Raw genomic sequence first — 20,509 nt, forward strand, 5'->3', positions numbered from 1 at the left:
CCGTTCTTATCACAATCTGCCGACCTGAGTAAGGGCTTCAAACCCCGGCTATTCGGTGAATTATTTGTAAATAGTATGGTGTGAATAGCACGCCATACTATTTATAGATTTTGGTGCGACTTTTGTGCTGGTTTAGCAAATAGCAGTTAGCAATTCGCCTTTGCTAATTTCTAATTCGATATTCTCTTCTAGGAGCTGATTTTCAAGTACCATTGTGGTGCTGGCGTTATGCTGAAAACCGATGCGCTCGTAGAAGCTTTGTTTGTAAGTTGTCATCAGGTAAACTCGCTCTACTCGGCACATCCGAGGGTGACTCAAGACAGTTTGCACTAATTTGCGGCCGAGTCCTGCACCTTGGTAATCTGGATGAATGGCGACATCCCAGATGGTGGCTCGATAGATGCCGTCTGAGGTGGCCCTGGCAAAGCCGATCGCCTGCGGGCCATCCCAAACTGTCACAACTGGTTCGCTGTTGGCGATCGCAATTTCCCAATCTTCTATCTTGCGCGCCCTCGCCCAAAAGGCCGCGGCTTTAAATAGTTCTTGGATTTGCGCGATGTCTGCGCGATCGCGACTTGTGCAAAATTGAATGTGACTCGAATCTCTAGTCGTTGATGTCATGCTCAATGTGCCTTGAAGTTTTATCTAAACTGTGTTACTTTTACTGTCTTGCTGGACTGAAAGTTGATTTTGCTTGGGAACGCTCGATAATTGAATTCCCGACTTACAAAACTATTTTTATTTATACACAAAACGCAACTAATTTCCGTAATTATTAATACTTTTTTGTATAAAGTTTGTGAAAAGTTTTTGACTCAAAGTTTTCCAGTCATAAGTGGTACTATTTGAGATTTAAGATTGGGTCATCTTTTTTGTTGACAGTGGCTTGTATGGTGTGTCATATCGTTTCCGGTTCTATCGGAATGATTTAACCACAGAGAGCGCAGAGAACACAGAGAGAGAAGATGGAGATGAAGACAGGATGATGCAATCGGATTTGATATGATGGCTCAAAATTTTATCAAAAAAAGTATTGACAACCGTAGTACCAAAAAAATTGGACTGTGGAGTCAATACTCTCGTCTCAAATCTCAAATCGAGTGAATTAGTTTTGCAGCCAGCGGGCGGCATCTTTGGCGTGATAAGTCAAAATCAAATCGGTACCAGCACGCTTGAATCCTGTCAAGGTTTCCATCACCACTCTTTCTTCATCAATCCAACCGTTGAGGGCGGCGGCTTTCACCATCGCGTATTCTCCAGAAACGTTGTAAGCTGCAACTGGCAAATTAGTGGCTTCCTTGACGCGCCAGATAATGTCCATGTACGCTAAAGCGGGTTTAACCATTAGCATATCCGCACCTTCAGCAATGTCGAGAGCAATTTCTTTGAGAGCTTCGCGGCCATTTCCTGGATCCATTTGATAGGTGCGCCGATCGCCAAATTGCGGAGCCGAATCCGCTGCATCCCGGAACGGGCCATAATAAGCTGAGGCATATTTTGCCGCGTAGGACATGATGGGAATATCTTCAAATCCAGCCGAGTCCAATCCTTCGCGAATTGCTCCCACAAAACCGTCCATCATTCCCGAAGGTGCAATAATATCTGCACCAGCTCTAGCTTGAGCAACGGCAGTTTTTTTCAGCAATTCTAGCGTCGGATCGTTCAAAACTCGGCCGCTTAAATCTCCGACTTCTAAATAGCCACAGTGACCGTGACTCGTATATTCGCACAGACAAGTATCGACCATGACAATTAAATCTGGTACGGCTGCTTTAACTGCTGCCGTCGCTTTTTGGACGATGCCGCAGTCGTGCCAAGCACCTGTCGCGTCTGTATCTTTGTCTGCGGGAATGCCGAATAAAATAATCGCGGGAATACCGAGATCGTAAACTTCTTTTGCTTCTTCTACGATTTTGTCTACCGATAGCTGGTAAACTCCGGGCATCGAGGTAACTTCTTTAGCAAAAGCTTCCCCCGGTACGGCAAATAGGGGGTAAATTAAATCGCTGGTTGTCAAGATATTTTCGCGTACCATCCGGCGGAGTTGGGGATGGTTGCGGAGGCGGCGGGGGCGGTGAGTTGGAAACATAATGTTTTTTTACGGTAGATTAAAGTCCGGATTTCTGGGATTCGCGACGTTTGTTTAAAAGTCTAAAGCTTATTGTTGGTCGATCGCCGTCAACCCAAGTAAAGTTCTGTAAAACCCATGATGTCCCTTGTTCGCAGTCAGAACTTGATGGCACTGAAAAAGCATCGCACAAAAAGCTGTAAGGCAACAGGTACATATATCGTGGCCTTACAAAGCCAAATATCTCTCTGGGCCGGACTCGGGCGCCATCTTCTGGTATGGGGCGTACAGGAAATTTAACGCCAAACTCGCCTTAAATTCAACACAAATCCCGGCAATACGTCTTCACCCGATAACTCGGCTGGATCGATCGATATTTCTACTTCTGCTTGCTGTCGATAAATCTCTACCCGCCGGTTTTGGGGGTCAATTAACCAGCCCAATCTCGCACCGTTGTCGATGTATTCCCGCATCTTCGCTTGCAGGGTGGACAGACTATCAGATGCCGAGCGCAACTCTACTACAAAATCGGGGCACAGCGGAACAAAGCCTTTTCGTTCTTTTGGTGTTAGTGCTTCCCAGCGAGCTCGACTCACCCAGGAAGCATCGGGAGAACGGCGAGCACCGTTAGGAAGGATGAATCCAGTAGAAGAGTCAAATCCTTTTCCTAAATCCTCATTTAATTCGCACCAGCGATCGAGTTGTCCGCTGATGCTGAGGTTGCTATTGCCTGATTCGCCTCCGGTGGGTGGATTCACTATTAATTCTCCTTGTGCGGTTCTTTCTAATCTCAAGTCTGGATTTGCCAGTGTTAGGGCCTCAAATTGCTCGCCGGTGACTAAAAGGGCGATCGAATTCGGCACTTCTAGAGATATAGTTTGTGGTTCAGTAAATGTTTGTACCATATTCAATTCCAGACTTTTTTAGGTAGAAACTGGCAAGTCGATTAAGACAAATTGTAAGAGCAGGTTCGCAAAAAAAATAAATGCACCCAACCCAGATATATATAAACCGCCCCCGACAACTATATTCAAAAATGTTGCTTTAGGTTTGTAGTGAGGACTTCAGTCCGCATCAAAGAGAGGACTGAAGTCCTCACTACAAACTATATTTTTACAACTGACCAAAACCTTATTCAAAAATGTTGCTTTAGGTTTGTAGTGAGGACTTCAGTCCGCATCAAAGAGAGGACTGAAGTCCTCACTACAAACTATTTTTTACAACTGACCAAAACCTTATTCAAAAATGTTGCTTTAGGTTTGTAGTGAGGACTTCAGTCCGCATCAAAGAGAGGACTGAAGTCCTCACTACAAAATATTTTTTACAACTGACCAAAACCTTTTTTAGGCTTGTTTTTTTTCTTTTTCTTCTGGCCGCCCATTCCCTGCATTCCCTGCATTCCTGGCATTCCCGGCATTCCCGGCAATCCTCCCATTCCTGTAAAGTTACCTTGACTCATTTGCTGCATCATGGTACGCATTTTTTGGAAGTCGCTGACGAGTTTTGTTACGTCGTTTTCTGCGTAGCCTGCGCCTTTGCCGATGCGGCGGCGGCGGGATGGAGAACTTGCTAAAAGTTCGGGATTGCGGCGTTCTTCAGTTGTCATGGAATTAATCATGGCTTCCGTGCGTTTTAACTGCACTTCGCCTTGCCGCATTTGTTCGTCGGTGAGTTTGTTCATCCCCGGAATCATTTTCATGATGCCGCCGAGGGAACCCATGTTTTTGAGCAATCTGGTTTGCTTGAGAAAGTCGGTAAAGTCAAACTTTGCCGTGAGCATTTTCTCTTGCATTTTTTCGGCATCGGCGATGTCGAATTCTTCTTGCGCTCTTTCGACTAGCGTCAAGACATCGCCCATACCGAGGATTCTCGATGCCATGCGATCGGGATAAAATGGCTGCAAGGCTTCTACTTTTTCGCCGACACCGACAAATTTAATCGGCGCGCCGGATATTTGCCGCACTGACAAAGCTGCACCGCCGCGGCTGTCGCCGTCTAATTTGGTTAAGATTGCGCCCGTAATACCGATTTGTTCGTGAAAGGTGCGGGTTAAATTTGCTGCTTCTTGGCCGGTCATGGCATCAACAACTAACAGCGTTTCGTGGGGTTGTACTGTTTGTTTGATGCGGGCCAATTCGGCCATCATGTCTTGGTCGATTTGCAGGCGGCCTGCTGTATCGACGATGATTGTATCGACGCCTAGTTGTTTGCCGTGTTCGATGCCTTGGCGGGCAATTTCTACGGGATCGGTATCAGTACCTAGTTCAAATACGGGTACATCGATTTGTTTGCCGAGGGTGAGCAATTGGTCGATCGCGGCTGGTCGATAAATGTCCGTGGCGACTAGCAGTGCGGTAAGATTTTGCTTGCGGAGGTGCAGGGCTAGTTTGGCGGTAGCTGTGGTTTTCCCGGTTCCTTGCAAACCAGCCATCAGGATGACGGTGGGCCCGGATTCGGCGGTGGCGAGGGGTACGTTGGTTTCCCCCATGACGCGGACGAGTTCGTCGTGGACGATTTTGATGAATTGTTGGTCGGGACGGACGCCTGAAACGACTTCTGCGCCTTGTGCTTTGGCCGTTACCTCTGCGACGAAGTTTTTGACGACTTGGAGGTTGACATCGGCTTCCAGGAGGGCGCGGCGGACTTCTTTGATGGCGTCTTGGATGTTGGATTCGGAGATTTTATTCTGTCCGCGCAGTTTTTTCCAGGTGGATTCGAGTCGATCGGCAAGGGCTTCAAACATAGGGCTTTGTTGGCTAGTCAGTCTTTTTTATTTTAGGACTAAACGGGGCTGTTTGGATTAATGTTTTGCTAAAAGTTGTATTTTTAATTTTTTAATAGCTGATGAACGCGAATTAACGCTGATGAATTTGGATGTTTTTGAAGTTATAAAATGTGACTTTTCAACGAATAGCACGGGTTTGAAGCCCTTACTCAGGTCGGCAGATTGTGATAAGAACGGAGTTTAAATCTCCGTTCTTATCACTTCGCTGTCAACTGTCAACTGTCAACTGTCAACTGTTTAAGTATTCTGCGATCGCCCGTTGGACTGCAAACAGGGTGCGATCGCCCTTTTGGACTTTTTCGATTAACAACCTCCGTCTCAAGGATTCGACGGCTTTTAGGAATTCTGAAGGAGATAATTCGAGGAGGGCTGGCTTTTTTGAGATTTCGACTGCTTTGTTTTGATTTGCCAACCAGGACATTACTTGTTTTTCGGAGTCTGACAACCGCTGAAAATGTTTGTCTAATAAATATTCTAAGTCTCCTAAAACTAAGCTATCATAGGATAGAAAATCCGAAATCTTGCCGTTAAATAAGTCTTGAATTGCAGCGGCGGCTGTATTTAACCACAAGGGATTTCCTCGGTAAATCTCGATTAATTCTGACCATTTTTCTGATTCTGCTAAGCCTTTTTCTGTGAATATTTCTCGCGCTGATTCTCCTAAACCATTGAGTTGCAATGTTTGACAACTTTTCTGCTGGCTTTCTAATGCTGCAATTTCTCTGGGTTTTTCCCAACTAAGCAAAATTAAGCAACTGTTGTGAGATGATTCTGCTATTTGTTTGAAGAATGTGCCGTAGTTTTCATAGCCGGGTTGGTAGTTTCCTGCTAGTTGTTGGCTGCTGAAGATTGTTTGCACGTCATCGAGGATGATGAGACAGCGATGCGATCGTAAATGGTGGATTACCCCCCCCAGCCCCCCCTTGCTAAGGGGGGGAGAAAGAGAGGGAGGTTGAATCTCTTCGCCGCGCCTTGGAGAAGGAGGGTGAATCTCTTCGCCCCCCCTTGATAAGGGGGGGTTGGGGGGGTTAGTTTCTTGCTGTTGGGAGAGGAATTTAATTAAGTCGGTTTGGAGTGTTTGGAGGGGTGGCGCGTTGTGGAGGCTGCGCCAGATGATGCAGTCGAATTCGTGTTGAATTTGCGGGATTAGTTGGAGTGTCAGGGCGGTTTTGCCAATACCGGATAAGCCGAGGATGGTGATGAGGCGGGTGCGGCTTGAAATCCAGTTTTCGAGGGTGGATAGTTCGGATGTGCGATCGAAAAATGTGGAGATTTCTGGTGCGTCGCCTATGTCGATGCGGGGCTGTTTTGCTGTTGGTTCGGGGTTTTTGGGTGTTTTGGGCGATCGGGCTTTTTCAGGACAAATGTTAAGGTTATGATTAACTGTTACATTCTCACCAACTGTTACATTTTCGCCAACGATTGCTGATTGATAATTATAAATTTTACTATTTTCTAATACAGCCCTAAAATTGTTTTTAGTAATATCTTTTTTCAATCCTTTAGAAAGTGTTTTCCAAAGGTTCGATCCGACATTTCTGACATGACTTGGACTTGAGTAAAGTTCTTGAGCAATTTGCGTGTAAGTTGCCTCTTCTAATGTCCCCCGCAGAATAGCATCTTGCACGTAATCTAAATGCTTTCCCGTCTTAGCAAAAATTAGCTGATCTGCCAGTGTTAAGACTTCTGCAATATCCATAGATTCGGGAAAAGCTGGAGTTTACGTTATTCATTATACCTGACAATTCGTACAAGTGTGACATTTTTGATTTTGTCATCTATCTAAAGTCAGGATTTTTCCTACACAGCTCATCCTTTATATTAGTTCATTAAGGTATTAGCAGGATATTTTTATGAAGCGCGATCGGTGGCTCAGCGGTTTGTTGTCGGCTGGGGTGTTGTCTTTTACTTTAGCGACAGTTGGGGCACAAGTGGCCCAGGCCCAGCGTCCCATTCCTTTGGAAGACCTTCAATGTGTTAAGCGATCAGGTAGCTGGAGTTCTGATAAGCGAGATATTTCTGTAGGCAGACAAATTTACACCACTGTTTTATATATTAGCCCTGATACCGCTATAACTTGTAGGCTTCCTGGCGGCCCCGCTTCTCTCCGATTGGAGTTTGCGATTCCTGACACCGACAACTCCCCACCAGCACGAATAGATGTTTATGTAGACGGAAATCAAGTAGCTTCTCGCACTGGCGATCGAGGTAAAGTACATACAATGCTAGTAAATATTAGTAATGGCAAAAGTCTAGCAATAGAAGTATTTTGTGCTCGGGCAACAAATTGTCGCTATGCGTACTTCTTTATGAAAGCTCAAGTTGAGCCGGGGGCCAGCTCTCCAGGTAGTAAATAAATTATGAGTATTAGCCGCCGTCAATTTAATCGGATCGTCATCTGGGGTGGCGCTTCTTTTGCTGCTTCCGCCACATCGGGCATCTTTTTTCCCAAACCTGCTGAGGCTTATTCCCTAGAATTTCCCATTAGTGCTTTATCAGCCGATCGCGTTTTCAACGGCATTCAAAAATATTGTGGAGCACAGCCTATCCCCGGTCTTCTATCACCCATATTGCAAGGAAATACTAATGTTCGCTCTGACATAAACCCAAATGCCGTTAAGAGAATTCGTACTGCTGACCAAGAATTTATCAATCGTAATTTTACCAAAAATAGAACCGAGTTAGCTCAAATTGGTAAGAGTTCGGAGGATGGTACTCTATTTGTAAGTCGGCTGTGGGGCCGGCAAAGACAGGATAAAGTCGGCCCGAATGTTGGCTTTGGCTTCGTACAAAAGTGGGAAGATCAATACAGCGATTCCAAAATTTCCGGACCGACAATGTGCGCGATTCATAACGCTCAAAGAGTCTTAGCCGATCAAAGACTAACACCTCCTGAAATCGCGGCTTCTGTATTGCCAACTCGATCGCGAATAGATGATAATATCTCTTGGGGAGGGGATGCGGATGCGTCTGCTGGGAGGAATCCCGGTGCTGTTTTTGCTCAATACGATACAGCGGCGGGTACGGTGATATCTCGCTACGATCTAGTTGAACCGGGGCCGAAAGGTTTTGGGCGGGTTGAGTATACTATTGAAGCGGAAAATCAGCCTCGGCGGGTGATTTTGGTGACGGTGAGGTTTTAGGGGAAAGGGTGTAATAATCGGGTCTGATTTCGATTGGACTCGGCGGTTGAAACCGCGTCTACACAAACGAATTCCGCCTCCGCGGAATGAAGAATTAAGGAGATTTTCTGAATCAAATGCGGCGGTTTAAACCGCATCTACACACACGAAGGGATTCGGCGGTTGAAACCGCGTCTACACAAACGAATTCCGCCTTCGCGGAATGAAGAATCAAGGAGATTTTTGGAATAAAATTCGGCGGTTGAAACCGCGTCTACACAAACCAATTCCGCCTGCGCGGAATGAATAATTAAAGAGATTTTCAGTCCGCGTAGGCTTTATTTTGTTTGTGTAGCCCCGAATTCCATTCGGCGGGGCTTTATTTTGTTTGTGTAGCCCCGAATTCCATTCGGTGGGCTATTTTTGCAATTGACCAATTAAATCTAATGCTTTTTGAGCATCTGCATTCATTCCTTGAGCCTTAAATAAACGAGCCGCTTGCTGCAAATCTGCGATCGCCCCTTGTCTGTCTCCCATTCTCACCAACGTAATTCCTCGGTTAGCAAAAGCCTTGGCATAACTGGGATTGAGTTGAATTGCTTGAGTGTAATCAGCTAAGGCAGAGCGATCGTTATTGATGCGAAACAGCGCCAATCCTCTGTTAAAATAAGTGTTAGCGCGACCGGGATTAATTTGCAGCGCTTGATTGAAATCGTCGATCGCCCCTTTTTGATCGCCCAAGTCTGAAAGCGCCAATCCTCGGTTGTTGTAAGCTGGTGCAAAGTTTCGATCCAAGCGGATGACTTGAGTATAATCGGCGATCGCCCCCGGTTTATCTCCGATTGCTGACAAAACCAGCCCCCGATTGTAGTAAGCATCGACATAACTGGCATTAAGGGCGATCGCTTTGCTATAATCAGCGATACTATTGGGCAAATTTCTCAAATCAAAATAAGCAAGTCCCCGATAGAAATAAGCATCCACATAATCCGATTGAGTTTGAATTGCTTGGTTAAAATCTGCTACAGCCCCTGACAAATCTCCCTTGTCAAACCGAGTTAAACCCCGAACGTAATAAGTTTTAGCATCGTTGGGATTGTTCAGTTTCAGAGGTGCATTCGCGGTTGGAGACGTATTGATGGAAAGAGTCGATCGATTTAATCCCGCATCCGACAATTTAGCCAAAAAAGTATTGATTGGAATCGCTGAATTAAAACCAGTCTTGGTAGTCAGTTGATCTATAGACGATCCAGCATTATTGGTGGCAAAATCTAGTTCCCCCTCTCCATGAACCCCAACAACGCGCCCTTCCCCATCAAATACAGGGCCTCCACTCATTCCACCTTTAGTTACAGCATTATAGCGCAATGTATAACCGCGTTTATGAATCGGAATACGACTGGTAACATAGCCCGGTGAAAACTCATAATTGCGCTGAGTTCCGTACCTATTTCCCAGACTATTCGCCGGATAGCCAAACACAAAAATTTGCGTACCAACAGTCGTTTGTTCCGAATCGCCTAAAGTTGCGACTGGATAAGATTCTGTGCTGTTAAATGTGACGACGGCTAAATCTGCATCATTGTCACTTTTTTGCAAGCGAACTACACGGATTACTTGATGATCTTTTCCCGTAGAACTGCGAATTGTATAGGTAAACTTAGCATTAGAAACAACGTGGTTAGCTGTAAGTACAGTATAAGTTGTACCTTGTTTAGCAATAATAAATCCAGTCCCACTACTCACTCCATTTGAAGATTGACCGTTAATTTGAACGGTGACAGAAATCGCTACTTGGGCAATTTCTTGGGGAGTTTTTGCGAAAACTGGTGCTGCTGCAAAGACGACTATTCCGGCTACCGTTACTGTTCCTGCTAGGATGCTGGTGAGGGAATCAAAGCGCGAATAACCGCTATTCATAGATGATTGCTGAAGACTAAGATTTTTTATACTCCGAATAGTATATATGAAAATAAAACGTCTGAAAACCAGAAACGCTGGAGGAGGTTTTCAGTCGATCGCGATTTTTCGTACATTTCGTACATTTCGTACATTCGCCATATTTTAGTTGTAGATATTCTAGGTTAGGAAGCTCGAACTGCGTCCCGAAACACTTTCAAAGCTTCTTTACATTCCTGCCATCAGATATTTAATAGTTTCGTGTTCCGGCGAAAGTGTCATAATTTCTACATATCCGTCGAGGTAAGACAAGCGAACACTGCGAGTGTACTCTAGCAAGGAATCCAGAGCTTTGAACTGCTCCCAAGTCATTGATAGCGGCAAAATCAACCGCTGTTCTGGGAGTGCAGTCAATTGGGGGTGAGTTGTAGCGGTCATTTGTATTTTCCCCGAGTGTGAGTTGCTACTTCTAAATTAGCATGAACAATCTCTCAATGAAATCTCAATAATATCGCTCGGGCCCGAAATACCGGCAGGGGTTTAAACCCCTGCCGGATTGTCGGACTGCGGGAAAGATTTGTTAACACCAGCGAGCGCTCCGATGTTCCCACTCAAAAAAAGCCCGTGAAGTGCAGCCATCCCGTAGGAAATCGCCCCTCAAATCCGCCTACAAATAACTAAGCTAAAAACTGGAACTGAGAACCGTTTACGGCCAAAGCAAACGGAGTAGCTTGTTCAAAAGCACCAGTAAGTTCAAAGTTATTCGTGTTTAAAACTATCCCCACAATCTGTCCATTTATGGCGTTTTCAATCACCATGTCGTTGATAATTCCGTCATTGTCGTAAGCAATCAAGTTGTCGTCAGTGAAGATGAGGTCTAATTCTGTTAAACCATCTGTCAAACCAATACGATCGCCCTCGTCAAAGTTAAAATCGGTAATGATATCGGCTCCATTGACTCCAGACTGTTCGTTGCTTCTGAGGACGAATACGTCCGCACCAAGGCTTCCTGTGAGCACGTCCACTCCCCGATCGCCCGCCAAGAAATCGTTGCCGTCATTGCCGTCTAAATCGTCGTCTCCTTGCCCTCCCCGCAGGATATCGTTCCCGGCCCCCCCAAAGATCAGGTCGTTGCCGCTGTCGCCCCTAACTACGTCGTTGCCATCATTTCCATCCACACCATCGTTACCTTTACCGCCGTAAATGATGTCATTTCCGCCACCACCACCGATAATATCGTCCCCATTATTCCCTAACAGGCGCTCGTTGGAATCCGACGAACCTGCGATCGTATCGTTGCCGTCTAGTCCCCAAACTCCCCAGGGAAAAGACGACAAATTTCCATCGTTTACGTCAATGTCATCTGATGTAGCGAATCCCAAAAGACGCGGCCCGCCGCCAGCAAATACAGGAAATCCATTGAAATCGCTGATGAGATTGTTAAGCGTTAAAGCCATAGATATGTCCTTTCAAAAGTGCTCCTACCTGTATTATATATTTTAATTATTTTATTGCCAAATAGCAACTTTAGTGGCTTTTTGCAAAGTTTGATTGGCTAAATTAGTGCCTCGCAACCTGCTTGCCACTTGCCAATTACCAATTACCAATTCAATTCTCAATGCCCAATTACCGGGCCTGTTCTTCATTCAACGGAAAGTTGCCATATATCTCGCCTCTAAGTCAAATATAGCCTTTCTCAAAAAGATGAAGTATGACTGACAGCTTCTATAACCACATAAACTAAGAGGGCTGAAGCCCAACAACGTACCCGATCTTTCTGAGAACCGCTATAGCATTAGTCGCTGACACTATCCACTACGGCACACCACTTATAATGGGTGTTACCAGCCAGGTCGCAAACACGTTAATATCACTTATAACGTCAAGACTCAGAGCTTGTTTGTGAAGAAAAGTAAAAATTTAGGGACAGATCGTCCGAGAAAATACTTAGTTTCGGATACATACACACAAACTTTACAAACAGGCTCTAATTTTTTGACAAATCCATAAATCGCCGATCGCTCACATTGTTTAACAAAATCTACCGCTTTCAGGTGTTTTACTCATGCCTACTCCCAAATCATCTTCCTCTCAAAACAATAACAACTCCGTAAAATCACTGCCAACGGCAGATCCAGATATCATTGCGACAGAGCAAGACAGTGAGCATCTGCCCAACGAACCAGACGTGGAACAGCTACTCGAAGCTTTGACGGCTCAAGTACCGAGTCAATCTGCTGAAATTGAACGCTTGAAAACTTGGAAACAAGATTTAGAGCGATTGTTTCAATTTCTGGGCGATCGCCGCGTTTTAATCGCAGTGATGGAACCGGGAACTTTTGCTCTGCGTTACGCTAACGCGGCATTTTGTCGCTTGGCGGGCTGGGAGGGAACGCCTTTGGTAACTCAATCTCATAACGGTTGGTTTACAGAAACTGGGATCTCTTTGCTAGAACTGTTCGAGGATTGTGATGCAAAAATAGTAGAACAATTGTACCGCCGCCACCTTTTACACTGGGTATTTAAGCAATTTTATGAAATAAGCCTCGATGGTTTGCGGGTGCTAGATGAACCTGTCACGGTGAGCATTAAAAATCCGCAACAGGATGAATCTAGATTTATTGAATTTTGGCTGGGTTCGGAACAGTTGAAAATTACTCAGATTAATTCAAAAAAAGATGAATTTGCAGATCTTCCCTTAAATTTAATGCCTGTTGCAGAACGGGAAGCTTGGCTGATGCAGCCCAATCAATTGGGAAGTTTAGCCGATCGACTAAATTTAGATAATTACCGCATCGAAGGTTTGCTGCTGCTAGAAGGTTTTGATGTCACGGTACAGGAGCAAATTCGCCGCCTGACTCAGTTATTGATCGATCGCGATTCCATGCTGCGCCCTGACAAATTTGAGAGAATCGATCGCTATTTGCGATCGCTCTTTAATGCTGACGGCACTTTGCTGTTGCGCCCCGACGGCGAACAGGTACAGCTATTAGTTGCTAAAGACGGCCATCATTTGCAGCCGGTTGCTTATTCAATGGAGTCCCTAGAAACTTCTCACTTTTTCAAGGCTACCGCAGCAAATCAAGTTTGGAACGTCCCAGACTTGCGTCGCGAGTGCCGCACCGAGTGCGAGCGAACTTTGCGGAAAATGGGCGCTCAATCGATGCTGCTGGTACCCCTGGTAGTCAAATCAGTCACCCGCGAGGGCTGCGGGCTGCGGATTTTGGGCGTTGTGGGGCTGTTGTGCGATCGGGCAAACCACTTCAACAACATTGACGCCCAACACGCCCAAGAACTCATTCCCGCCTTCATTGCAGCCCTGCGGCAAGCCATCCAGCAGCGGTTTACCCACATTCACAACATTCATCCCGCAGTCGAGTGGCGCTTCGCCCAAGAAGCAGAAAGGCGAAGTTGGGGACTCCCCCAAGAGACGATCGTATTTGCAGACGTTCATCCCCTCTACGGAATTTCTGACATTCGCGGTTCCAGCGACGAAAGAAACCGAGCCATTCAAACAGATTTGCTCGAACAATTCCGCTTAGGTTTAGCCATAGCCGATGCCGTTTGTCAAGCACAAACTACCCACCTCGGCGAGCAACTGCGGCTCGACTTGCTCGACTACATCGAGCATTTAAAAGAAAAAGTCACAGTCGATATGGAGGTGCGAGCAGCCGAATATTTAAACGAGCGTTTAGAAGTGTATTTTGACTACTTTGTGCAGTGTAGCCCCACGGTTCAGGCCGCAGTTGAAGCTTACCAAGCCGCCTGCGATAACGAACACAACTGCGTTTATGGCGATCGTAACCGCTACGATCAAATGTTAAACCTAATCAGCACCAAACTCCAAGAAACCTGGGCCCGCTGGCAAGAAAAAATGCAGCAAATCCTCCCCCACTACTGCGACATCGAATGCACCGACGGCATGGATCACATGATATATGTCGGAAAGGCGATCGATCCCAAATTCAGCCAATTTCATTTGCACAGTTTGCGTTACGAACAACTGCGAGCAATTTGCGACTGCGGTCGCACAGTTTTTCGCCTGCAAGCCGAGTCTCAAATTAACATGGAACTAGCCCATTTAGTCTTAGTACAAAATACCACCATCGACATTTTTCATAATGAAAATACCGAAAAAATGTTTGATGTCAAAGGCACGCGCGACATCCGCTACGAACTCGTCAAAAAGCGCATCGAAAAAGCCGTTGACAAAGACGCACAAGAGCGAATCACCCAATCAGGAATGCTAACCGTAGTTTATTCAACCGAAGACGAATGGGAAGAGTACCAACAATACTTGCGCTACTTGTCTCGCGAAGGTTGGGTAGAAGCAAAAGTGCAGACGGGGATGGTAGAATCACTGCAAGGAGTCAGCGGTTTAAAATTCGCCCGCGTCCGTATTTTACCGGAACCCGAAGCAATTGTTCATATCAGTGAAGTTACGGTCGTACAAGATTGAAAATCGCTAACTCAAACAGCAATTACTACGAGTAAGGTGCGCTGCGGCGCACCCTACAAAATGTCTATTGATGAGTGCAAGCCTGACCCAGCAAGGTTTTCAGCAAACTTTTGTACGTTGCTTGTGATTTGTAGCGTCAAAAATTGCGATCGGCATCACATAAATTTTCCCTAAATTAGCGCTAGCCTAGGCTAAATTAGATGCCATATATTTTTAAAATAAACCTATGCAAATTCTTTCAGAATACCAAATACATTCTACCCTGCACGAAGGTGCCGAAACAATTATTTATCGCGGACAGAGAGCGAGCGACAAGTCCGCAACAATTCTTAAAGTTCTCAAAGCCGAATATCCCACACTCGAAGCCATTACCCGCCTCAAACACGAATATCAAATCCGCCAAAATTTAGATAGCAAACAAATCGTCAAAGCCATCAGTCTCAAAACCTTTAACCACCGATTAGGCATAGTTTTAGAGGACTTTGGCGGCGAGTCTCTCGGACAACTACTCGAAAAAGCAAGGCTGAGTTTGCTAGCAACTTTAAACATCGCCATCCAAATCGTCAAAGCCTTAGAATACCTGCACCAAAATCAGATTATTCACAAAGACATCAAACCCAGCAACATCATTATCAACTCCCAAACAAAACAAGTTAAACTCACCGACTTCGGGATTGCGACAAAACTAAACAAAGAAAACCCACAATTTAACAATCCCAACTCCGTCGAAGGCACATTAGCTTATATGTCTCCCGAACAAACCGGGAGAATGAACCGCACCCTCGACTACCGCACCGACTTTTATTCCCTCGGAATTACCCTGTATGAAATGCTGACAGGTGAACTGCCATTTCCGAGTAAAGACGCTTTAGAAATAGTTTACAGCCACATCGCAACTCAAGCAATTTCGACCGCTCAAATCAATTCGGAAATTCCCACATCAATCTCAGGAATAGTCATGAAATTGATGTCAAAAAATGCCGAAGATAGATATCAAAGTGCAGCCGGATTATTGGCAGACTTAGAAAATTGTTTGCATCAGTTAGAAGCAACAGGAGAAATAATCGATTTTATCCCCGGACGCTTAGACATTCTCAGCCAATTGTTAATACCCCAAAAATTATACGGTAGAGAAAACCAAGTCAACGAACTATTAGCAGCCTTTGAACGTGTAGGGGCGGGTTCGCCCGAATCTTTGCCACCCAACCAAAATACAGAAAAACCCGCCCCCCCCAACGCCGAAACCCTTTCGCCCGAATCTTTGCCACCCAACCAAAATACAGAAAAACCCGCCCGTTCCCAAAGCGAACTAATGCTAGTATCCGGTTATTCGGGCATCGGCAAATCAGTAGTCGTCAACGAAGTTAGCAAACCAATAACTCGCTCAAAAGGTTACTTCATCAGCGGCAAATTCGACCAATTCAAACGGAACATTCCCTACGCATCATTAATTCAAGCATTTAACTCGCTGCTGCGCCAATTGCTCACAGAAAGCACTGCTGCTATAGAAACATGGCGCACTAAAATTTTAACAGCTTTGGAAACTAACGGCAAAGTAATTTCCGATGTAATTCCGGAAGTTGAATTGATTATCGGTAAACAGCCAGAAGTAGCAGAACTCTCCCCTGTAGAATCGCAAAATCGCTTCAATCGCGTATTCAAAGAATTTATTCGCGTCTTCGCCCAAAAAGAACACCCGCTAGTTATCTTTTTAGACGATTTGCAGTGGTCAGATTCAGCTACATTAAAGTTGATGCAAACACTGATAACTGACCCCGACCAGCAATATTTGTTGCTGATCGGCGCCTATCGAGACAATGAAGTCAGCCCGACTCATCCGTTAATTCAGACAGTAGAAGAGATTGAAAAAACAGGTACGGTTGTCAACAATATTGTATTGCAACCCCTGGAGTTAGAAAATGTAACGGAATTAGTCTTTGAAACTCTTAGCAATTTCACAGAAAAAGCCAACGATTTAGCCGAATTAATCTGCAATAAAACGGGAGGAAATCCTTTTTTTCTGACGCAACTTTTACAAGCACTTTATCAAGAAAACCTTTTAAGATTCAACTTCGCTCATCTAGGAGGCAAAGGAGGCTGGGATTGGAGTATTGATGAAATTCAAGCGATTGGAATCACCGATAAAAGTGTAGTCGAACTCGTAGCTTCTCGCATTGAAAAGTTGCCAGCAACCACGCAAGAAGTGTTAAAATTAGCAGCTTGCGTGGGCGATAAATTTGCTCTAGACGTGCTGTCACTTGTCAGCGAAAAGTCAGCGAATGTTACAGCTACTGAACTTGATTCAGCTTTGCAAGCAGGATTAATTTTGCCTTTGAGCGATGCTTATCGCATTCCTTTAGTTTTTGATAAGTCGGAATCAATAAACCTCAAATTAGACACTTCGCGGGTTAGTTACAAATTTTTGCACGATCGCGTCCAGCAAGCAGCATATTCGTTGATTCCCGAAGAGCAAAAGCAATCCACCCATTTAAAAATTGGTCAATTACTGTTACACAATACTCCACCCGAAAAGCTAGAAGAAAACATCTTTGATATTGTCAATCAGTTGAATGTGGGAATTGACACAATTATCCAGCCAGCAGAAAAGACGCAGTTAGCCGAATTAAATTTAACTGCGGGACGCAAAGCAAAATCAGCGAATGCTTATGAAGCTGCTGTGAGGTATTTGCGGGTGGCGATGGGATTATTGCCAGAGGATAGTTGGGACAGTCAGTATCAATTAACGTTAGCAATTTATGAATCAACAGCGGGAGCTGAATACTTAAATACGAACTATTCAATCTCAAAAGAATTAGTTGATGTTATTCTAAGTCGGGCTAAAACTTTACTGGACAAACTCAATGTTTATGAGCTGCAAATTCAGTCTTATACTGTTCAAAATAGAGTTAGTGAAGCAGTAAATACAGGGCTGGAAGTCCTAAAATTGTTAGGGATTTATCTTCCTCAAAATCCCAACTTATTGAATATATTGGTGGAATTGATTAATACAAAACTGAGATTGGGGTTGAAAGGAATTGAGGATTTAGCTAATTTGCCAGAAATGACAGATTCTAAAAAACAAGCAACCATGCGAATTTTATCAGGGATTCTGGGTACCGCGATGGCGGTCAAGCCCAGACTATTACCATTGTTAGTATTTATGATGGTTAAGCTGTCCATTAAATATGGAAATTCGCCTTATGCTAGTGTCGCTTACGTTTTTTATGGTGCAATTTTGTGTGGAATAGGAGACATTAGTTTAGGATACCAATTTGGTCAATTGGCAATTAGGCTTTTAGATAGATTTCCATCTGATTCTATCAAAAGTAGAGTTTATCTAATACTTACTTGTTCAATTCAGCACCGTAAAGTAGATATCAAGTTAGCCTTGAGTTATATGATGGAAGGGTTTAAAGCTGCAATCGAAACTGGAGATTTACCGTATGTTGGTTATTCTGTCAATGGATATTGTACTTATAAACTGTGGATGGGAGAGCCTCTCGAACTGGTTGAAGAAGAAATAAGTAAGTATCTAAAATTAATGCAGAAACTTAAACAAGAAGGCTCTTCACAATGTATTAGTATATTGAGATATACAGCCATAATTTTGCGTGGTGAATCTGTAGAATCATGTAACTTGGTAGATAAGAAGTTTAATGAAGACCAAATTGTTACGGCTGCAATTGAAACTAAAAACTTTTTTTTAGTTTGTTTTATTTGTAATGCCAAATCTATGATTAATTTCTTCTTCGGCAATTATGCACAAGCTTCAGAAAATTCAAGGTTATTTGAGAAATATGAAGAATCAGTTTCTGGATTTTATCTAGTTTCCTTGAATAATTTTTACTACTCTCTCAGTCTCCTAGCTTTGTATTCCCAATCTGACAAAGAGGGGCAAAAGCAATATTTAAATAAAGTGGTACAGAACCAAAATAAAATGAAAAAATGGGCTGTTGATGCTCCAATGAATTATCAACACAAATATGACTTGGTAGCAGCGGAAAAAGCGCGGGTATTGGGGTATGATACCCAAGCAATGGATTTGTACGATCGCGCAATTGCCGGTGCAGCTAAAAACGGTTATATTCAAGAGGAAGCATTGGCCTATGAATTAGCCGGAGAATTCTATCAATTTCTGGGAAAACAGATAATTTCTCAAGCATATTTGACTAAGGCTTATTACGGCTATATCCGCTGGGGAGCTCTAGCGAAAGTTAAACACTTGGAATCAAGACATCCTTTCTTAGTAGCACAAACGCGCGCAACAGAAACTCGACCCCTCGATGTCACGCGCACTAATACTGGAAGCACTACCAGCAACAGTTTAGGCGATTTTTTAGATGTGGCTACTTTTATTAAGTCTTCGCAAGCCATTAACAGTGAAATTGTCCTGGACAACTTGCTGACAAAATTAATCACAATCATTTTAGAAAATGCGGCGGCTCAAAAAGTTGCGCTGCTGCTGCTAAAAGATAATAAACTCTACATCGAAGCTGTAGGAAATTCTACTGATACCCAGGCTACAGTTTTACGATCTATACCATTTGAAAATAGTCAAGATTTGCCTGTTTCTGCTATAAACTATGTTTTTCGCACTCAAAAGCCTCTGGTATTGGATGATGCGACTGTTACTGCACCTTTTAATGCGGATGCGTACATTCGAGAATTTGAAATTAAATCAATCCTGTGTTTGCCAGTTATTTATCAATCCCAGTTGCAAGGGATTATTTATCTGGAAAATAAGTTAGCGGCAGCAGCTTTTACCGCAGACAGGGTGGAAGTTTTAAAGGTTTTAGTTAGTCAAGTCGCTATTGCGATCGAGAATGCTCGTTTGTACGCGCGCGAGCAAGAAAAATCCCAACAGTTAGAAAAGTCTTTTGCGGAACTGCAACAAGCGCAATTGCAATTAATTCAAGGTGAAAAAATGTCTTCTTTGGGCAATTTGGTTGCTGGTGTCGCTCACGAAATTAACAATCCCGTCGGTTTTATTTCTGGGAATATTACCGAAGCTACTGCGGCTGTGGGCGATTTAATTAGCCACTTGCGACTGTATCAGGAAGAAGTTCTCGATCCTAGCTCAAAAATTGCACAGGATGCTGAGAATATCGATTTAGAGTATCTTATAGAAGATTTGCCGAAAATGTTGGGGTCGATGAAAGTTGGGTGCGATCGCATTCGCAATATTAGCACATCTCTCCGCACGTTCTCCCGTGGGGACACCCGCCAAAAAGTGTCGGCGGATATCCACGAAGGAATTGACAGCACTTTAATGATTTTACAGCATCGCTTGAAAGCTAATCCAGACCGCCCGCTGATTCAAGTGGTTAAGGAGTATGGAAATATTCCGAAAGTTAAGTGTTATTTGGGACAGTTGAATCAGGTGTTTATGAATTTGTTGGCAAATGCGATCGACTGTTTTGACGATTTCGATCGCGATCGCAGTTATGCTGATGTTGAGGCTGTACCTAATACGATCGCCATTATCACCCATCTCTCGCCGGATAACAACAGCGTGGTGATTCGCATCAAAGATAACGGCGCAGGGATGTCGCCGGATGTGAGGGCGAAAATATTTGACCATTTGTTTACTACGAAGGGAGTCGGGAAGGGTACCGGTTTGGGGCTGTCTATCAGCCGCCAAATTGTGGAGGAAACCCACGGCGGTAAGCTGACTTGCGAATCTGTGTTGGGCTCCGGTACGGAATTTGCGATCGAAGTGCCGATCGACTGATTGTCGGTGCGATCGCCCTCACTCTTTTAAGATACAAGGTCAAGACCGTATCTACAAGCCCTGAATTATGTGATAATTTATGGCATTTTTTGAACAGCACAAATCTGCGATCGTCCTTTCTTCAGGATAATTGGCAATATAACGCTCTTTCGTCACTTTCATGAGAGTAAATTCTCGAAGACACGACAGCAAAGGATCTCTTCCCAAATGCTCCTAACGCCAGCAAGGTGTTAGAAAATCGTTCCACAAAGCCATACCACATTAGCATTATCAAATTATGGTCAGATTTTTCCTTTCTTAGAGTGATGAAAGAGCGATAACCACTAAGCTAAGAAGGGCTCAAGCCCAACAACGTCCGCGAATCTTTGTCAACACGGTTATATCTAGGAAGCGATGCACCTGATAGATGGGAATTGTGTTAGGTGCGTCGCTTTCAGATTGTCGC

General features: G+C 44.3%; 13 protein-coding genes. 4 read left to right on the top strand and 9 right to left on the bottom strand.

The window, feature by feature from the left end; translation table 11 throughout:
• Positions 1 to 132: 132 nt before the first annotated feature.
• From QZ938_RS09585 to QZ938_RS09605, 5 genes are all read right to left on the bottom strand, one after another.
• Positions 133 to 621 carry a GNAT family N-acetyltransferase gene (locus QZ938_RS09585; protein WP_293350988.1) on the bottom strand — a complete coding sequence of 163 codons (489 nt, stop codon included), beginning with the start codon at positions 619 to 621 and terminating at the stop codon, positions 133 to 135.
• A gap of 484 nt (positions 622 to 1,105) precedes the next feature.
• Entirely contained in the window at positions 1,106 to 2,089 is a 984-nt protein-coding gene (gene hemB / locus QZ938_RS09590; protein WP_293258279.1) for a porphobilinogen synthase, read from the bottom strand.
• A 275-nt stretch (positions 2,090 to 2,364) separates the two neighbouring features.
• Entirely contained in the window at positions 2,365 to 2,973 is a 609-nt protein-coding gene (locus QZ938_RS09595) for a Uma2 family endonuclease (protein WP_293350991.1), read from the bottom strand.
• Positions 2,974 to 3,389: 416 nt separating this feature from the next.
• Positions 3,390 to 4,811: a signal recognition particle protein gene (gene ffh / locus QZ938_RS09600; protein ID WP_293350994.1), complete on the bottom strand. Its 1,422-nt coding sequence runs from the start codon at positions 4,809 to 4,811 to the stop codon at positions 3,390 to 3,392.
• Between the two features lie 271 nt (positions 4,812 to 5,082).
• On the bottom strand, positions 5,083 to 6,552 hold the full coding sequence (locus QZ938_RS09605; protein ID WP_293350997.1) for an NB-ARC domain-containing protein: 1,470 nt from the start codon (positions 6,550 to 6,552) through the stop codon (positions 5,083 to 5,085).
• Between the two features lie 154 nt (positions 6,553 to 6,706).
• Here QZ938_RS09605 and QZ938_RS09610 point away from each other — a divergent pair, with 154 nt between their 5' ends.
• A complete protein-coding gene (locus QZ938_RS09610) occupies positions 6,707 to 7,210 on the top strand; it encodes a hypothetical protein (protein ID WP_293351000.1) in 504 nt (167 codons plus the stop codon).
• Positions 7,211 to 7,213: 3 nt separating this feature from the next.
• Positions 7,214 to 7,996, top strand: coding sequence for a Tat pathway signal protein (locus tag QZ938_RS09615; RefSeq protein ID WP_293351003.1), 783 nt, complete (start codon positions 7,214 to 7,216; stop codon positions 7,994 to 7,996).
• A gap of 396 nt (positions 7,997 to 8,392) precedes the next feature.
• Here QZ938_RS09615 and QZ938_RS09620 read toward each other — a convergent pair whose 3' ends face one another.
• The 4 genes from QZ938_RS09620 to QZ938_RS09635 form a co-directional block, all read right to left on the bottom strand.
• Positions 8,393 to 9,895 (bottom strand): tetratricopeptide repeat-containing serine protease family protein, encoded by a 1,503-nt coding sequence (locus QZ938_RS09620; RefSeq protein ID WP_293351006.1) that lies wholly within the window; start codon positions 9,893 to 9,895, stop codon positions 8,393 to 8,395.
• A 207-nt stretch (positions 9,896 to 10,102) separates the two neighbouring features.
• Positions 10,103 to 10,312 (bottom strand): hypothetical protein, encoded by a 210-nt coding sequence (locus tag QZ938_RS09625; protein WP_293351009.1) that lies wholly within the window; start codon positions 10,310 to 10,312, stop codon positions 10,103 to 10,105.
• Between the two features lie 239 nt (positions 10,313 to 10,551).
• Positions 10,552 to 11,331 carry a calcium-binding protein gene (locus QZ938_RS09630; protein WP_293351012.1) on the bottom strand — a complete coding sequence of 260 codons (780 nt, stop codon included), beginning with the start codon at positions 11,329 to 11,331 and terminating at the stop codon, positions 10,552 to 10,554.
• Between the two features lie 51 nt (positions 11,332 to 11,382).
• Complete coding sequence (locus tag QZ938_RS09635; RefSeq protein ID WP_293340653.1) at positions 11,383 to 11,520, bottom strand: hypothetical protein; 138 nt, start codon at positions 11,518 to 11,520, stop codon at positions 11,383 to 11,385.
• A 419-nt stretch (positions 11,521 to 11,939) separates the two neighbouring features.
• Here QZ938_RS09635 and QZ938_RS09640 point away from each other — a divergent pair, with 419 nt between their 5' ends.
• Together QZ938_RS09640 and QZ938_RS09645 are read left to right on the top strand one after the other, a co-directional pair.
• Positions 11,940 to 14,333, top strand: a complete 2,394-nt coding sequence (locus QZ938_RS09640) for a GAF domain-containing protein (RefSeq protein ID WP_293351015.1) — start codon at positions 11,940 to 11,942, stop codon at positions 14,331 to 14,333.
• A 226-nt stretch (positions 14,334 to 14,559) separates the two neighbouring features.
• Positions 14,560 to 20,064: an ATP-binding sensor histidine kinase gene (locus QZ938_RS09645; RefSeq protein WP_293351018.1), complete on the top strand. Its 5,505-nt coding sequence runs from the start codon at positions 14,560 to 14,562 to the stop codon at positions 20,062 to 20,064.
• Positions 20,065 to 20,509: the final 445 nt, after the last annotated feature.

The sequence above is a fragment of the Microcoleus sp. CAWBG27 genome (assembly GCF_020883145.1).
Classification (GTDB): domain Bacteria; phylum Cyanobacteriota; class Cyanobacteriia; order Cyanobacteriales; family Microcoleaceae; genus Microcoleus.

Bases quoted from the DNA above. Each gene is read 5' to 3' on its own strand.
- QZ938_RS09640 (WP_293351015.1), top strand. From the start codon at position 11,940: ATGCCTACTCCCAAATCATCTTCCTCTCAAAACAATAACAACTCCGTA.
- QZ938_RS09605 (WP_293350997.1), bottom strand. From the start codon at position 6,552: ATGGATATTGCAGAAGTCTTAACACTGGCAGATCAGCTAATTTTTGCT.
- QZ938_RS09585 (WP_293350988.1), bottom strand. From the start codon at position 621: ATGACATCAACGACTAGAGATTCGAGTCACATTCAATTTTGCACAAGT.
- QZ938_RS09630 (WP_293351012.1), bottom strand. From the start codon at position 11,331: ATGGCTTTAACGCTTAACAATCTCATCAGCGATTTCAATGGATTTCCT.
- QZ938_RS09610 (WP_293351000.1), top strand. From the start codon at position 6,707: ATGAAGCGCGATCGGTGGCTCAGCGGTTTGTTGTCGGCTGGGGTGTTG.
- hemB (WP_293258279.1), bottom strand. From the start codon at position 2,089: ATGTTTCCAACTCACCGCCCCCGCCGCCTCCGCAACCATCCCCAACTC.
- QZ938_RS09625 (WP_293351009.1), bottom strand. From the start codon at position 10,312: ATGACCGCTACAACTCACCCCCAATTGACTGCACTCCCAGAACAGCGG.
- QZ938_RS09595 (WP_293350991.1), bottom strand. From the start codon at position 2,973: ATGGTACAAACATTTACTGAACCACAAACTATATCTCTAGAAGTGCCG.
- QZ938_RS09615 (WP_293351003.1), top strand. From the start codon at position 7,214: ATGAGTATTAGCCGCCGTCAATTTAATCGGATCGTCATCTGGGGTGGC.
- ffh (WP_293350994.1), bottom strand. From the start codon at position 4,811: ATGTTTGAAGCCCTTGCCGATCGACTCGAATCCACCTGGAAAAAACTG.
- QZ938_RS09645 (WP_293351018.1), top strand. From the start codon at position 14,560: ATGCAAATTCTTTCAGAATACCAAATACATTCTACCCTGCACGAAGGT.
- QZ938_RS09635 (WP_293340653.1), bottom strand. From the start codon at position 11,520: ATGAAGAACAGGCCCGGTAATTGGGCATTGAGAATTGAATTGGTAATT.
- QZ938_RS09620 (WP_293351006.1), bottom strand. From the start codon at position 9,895: ATGAATAGCGGTTATTCGCGCTTTGATTCCCTCACCAGCATCCTAGCA.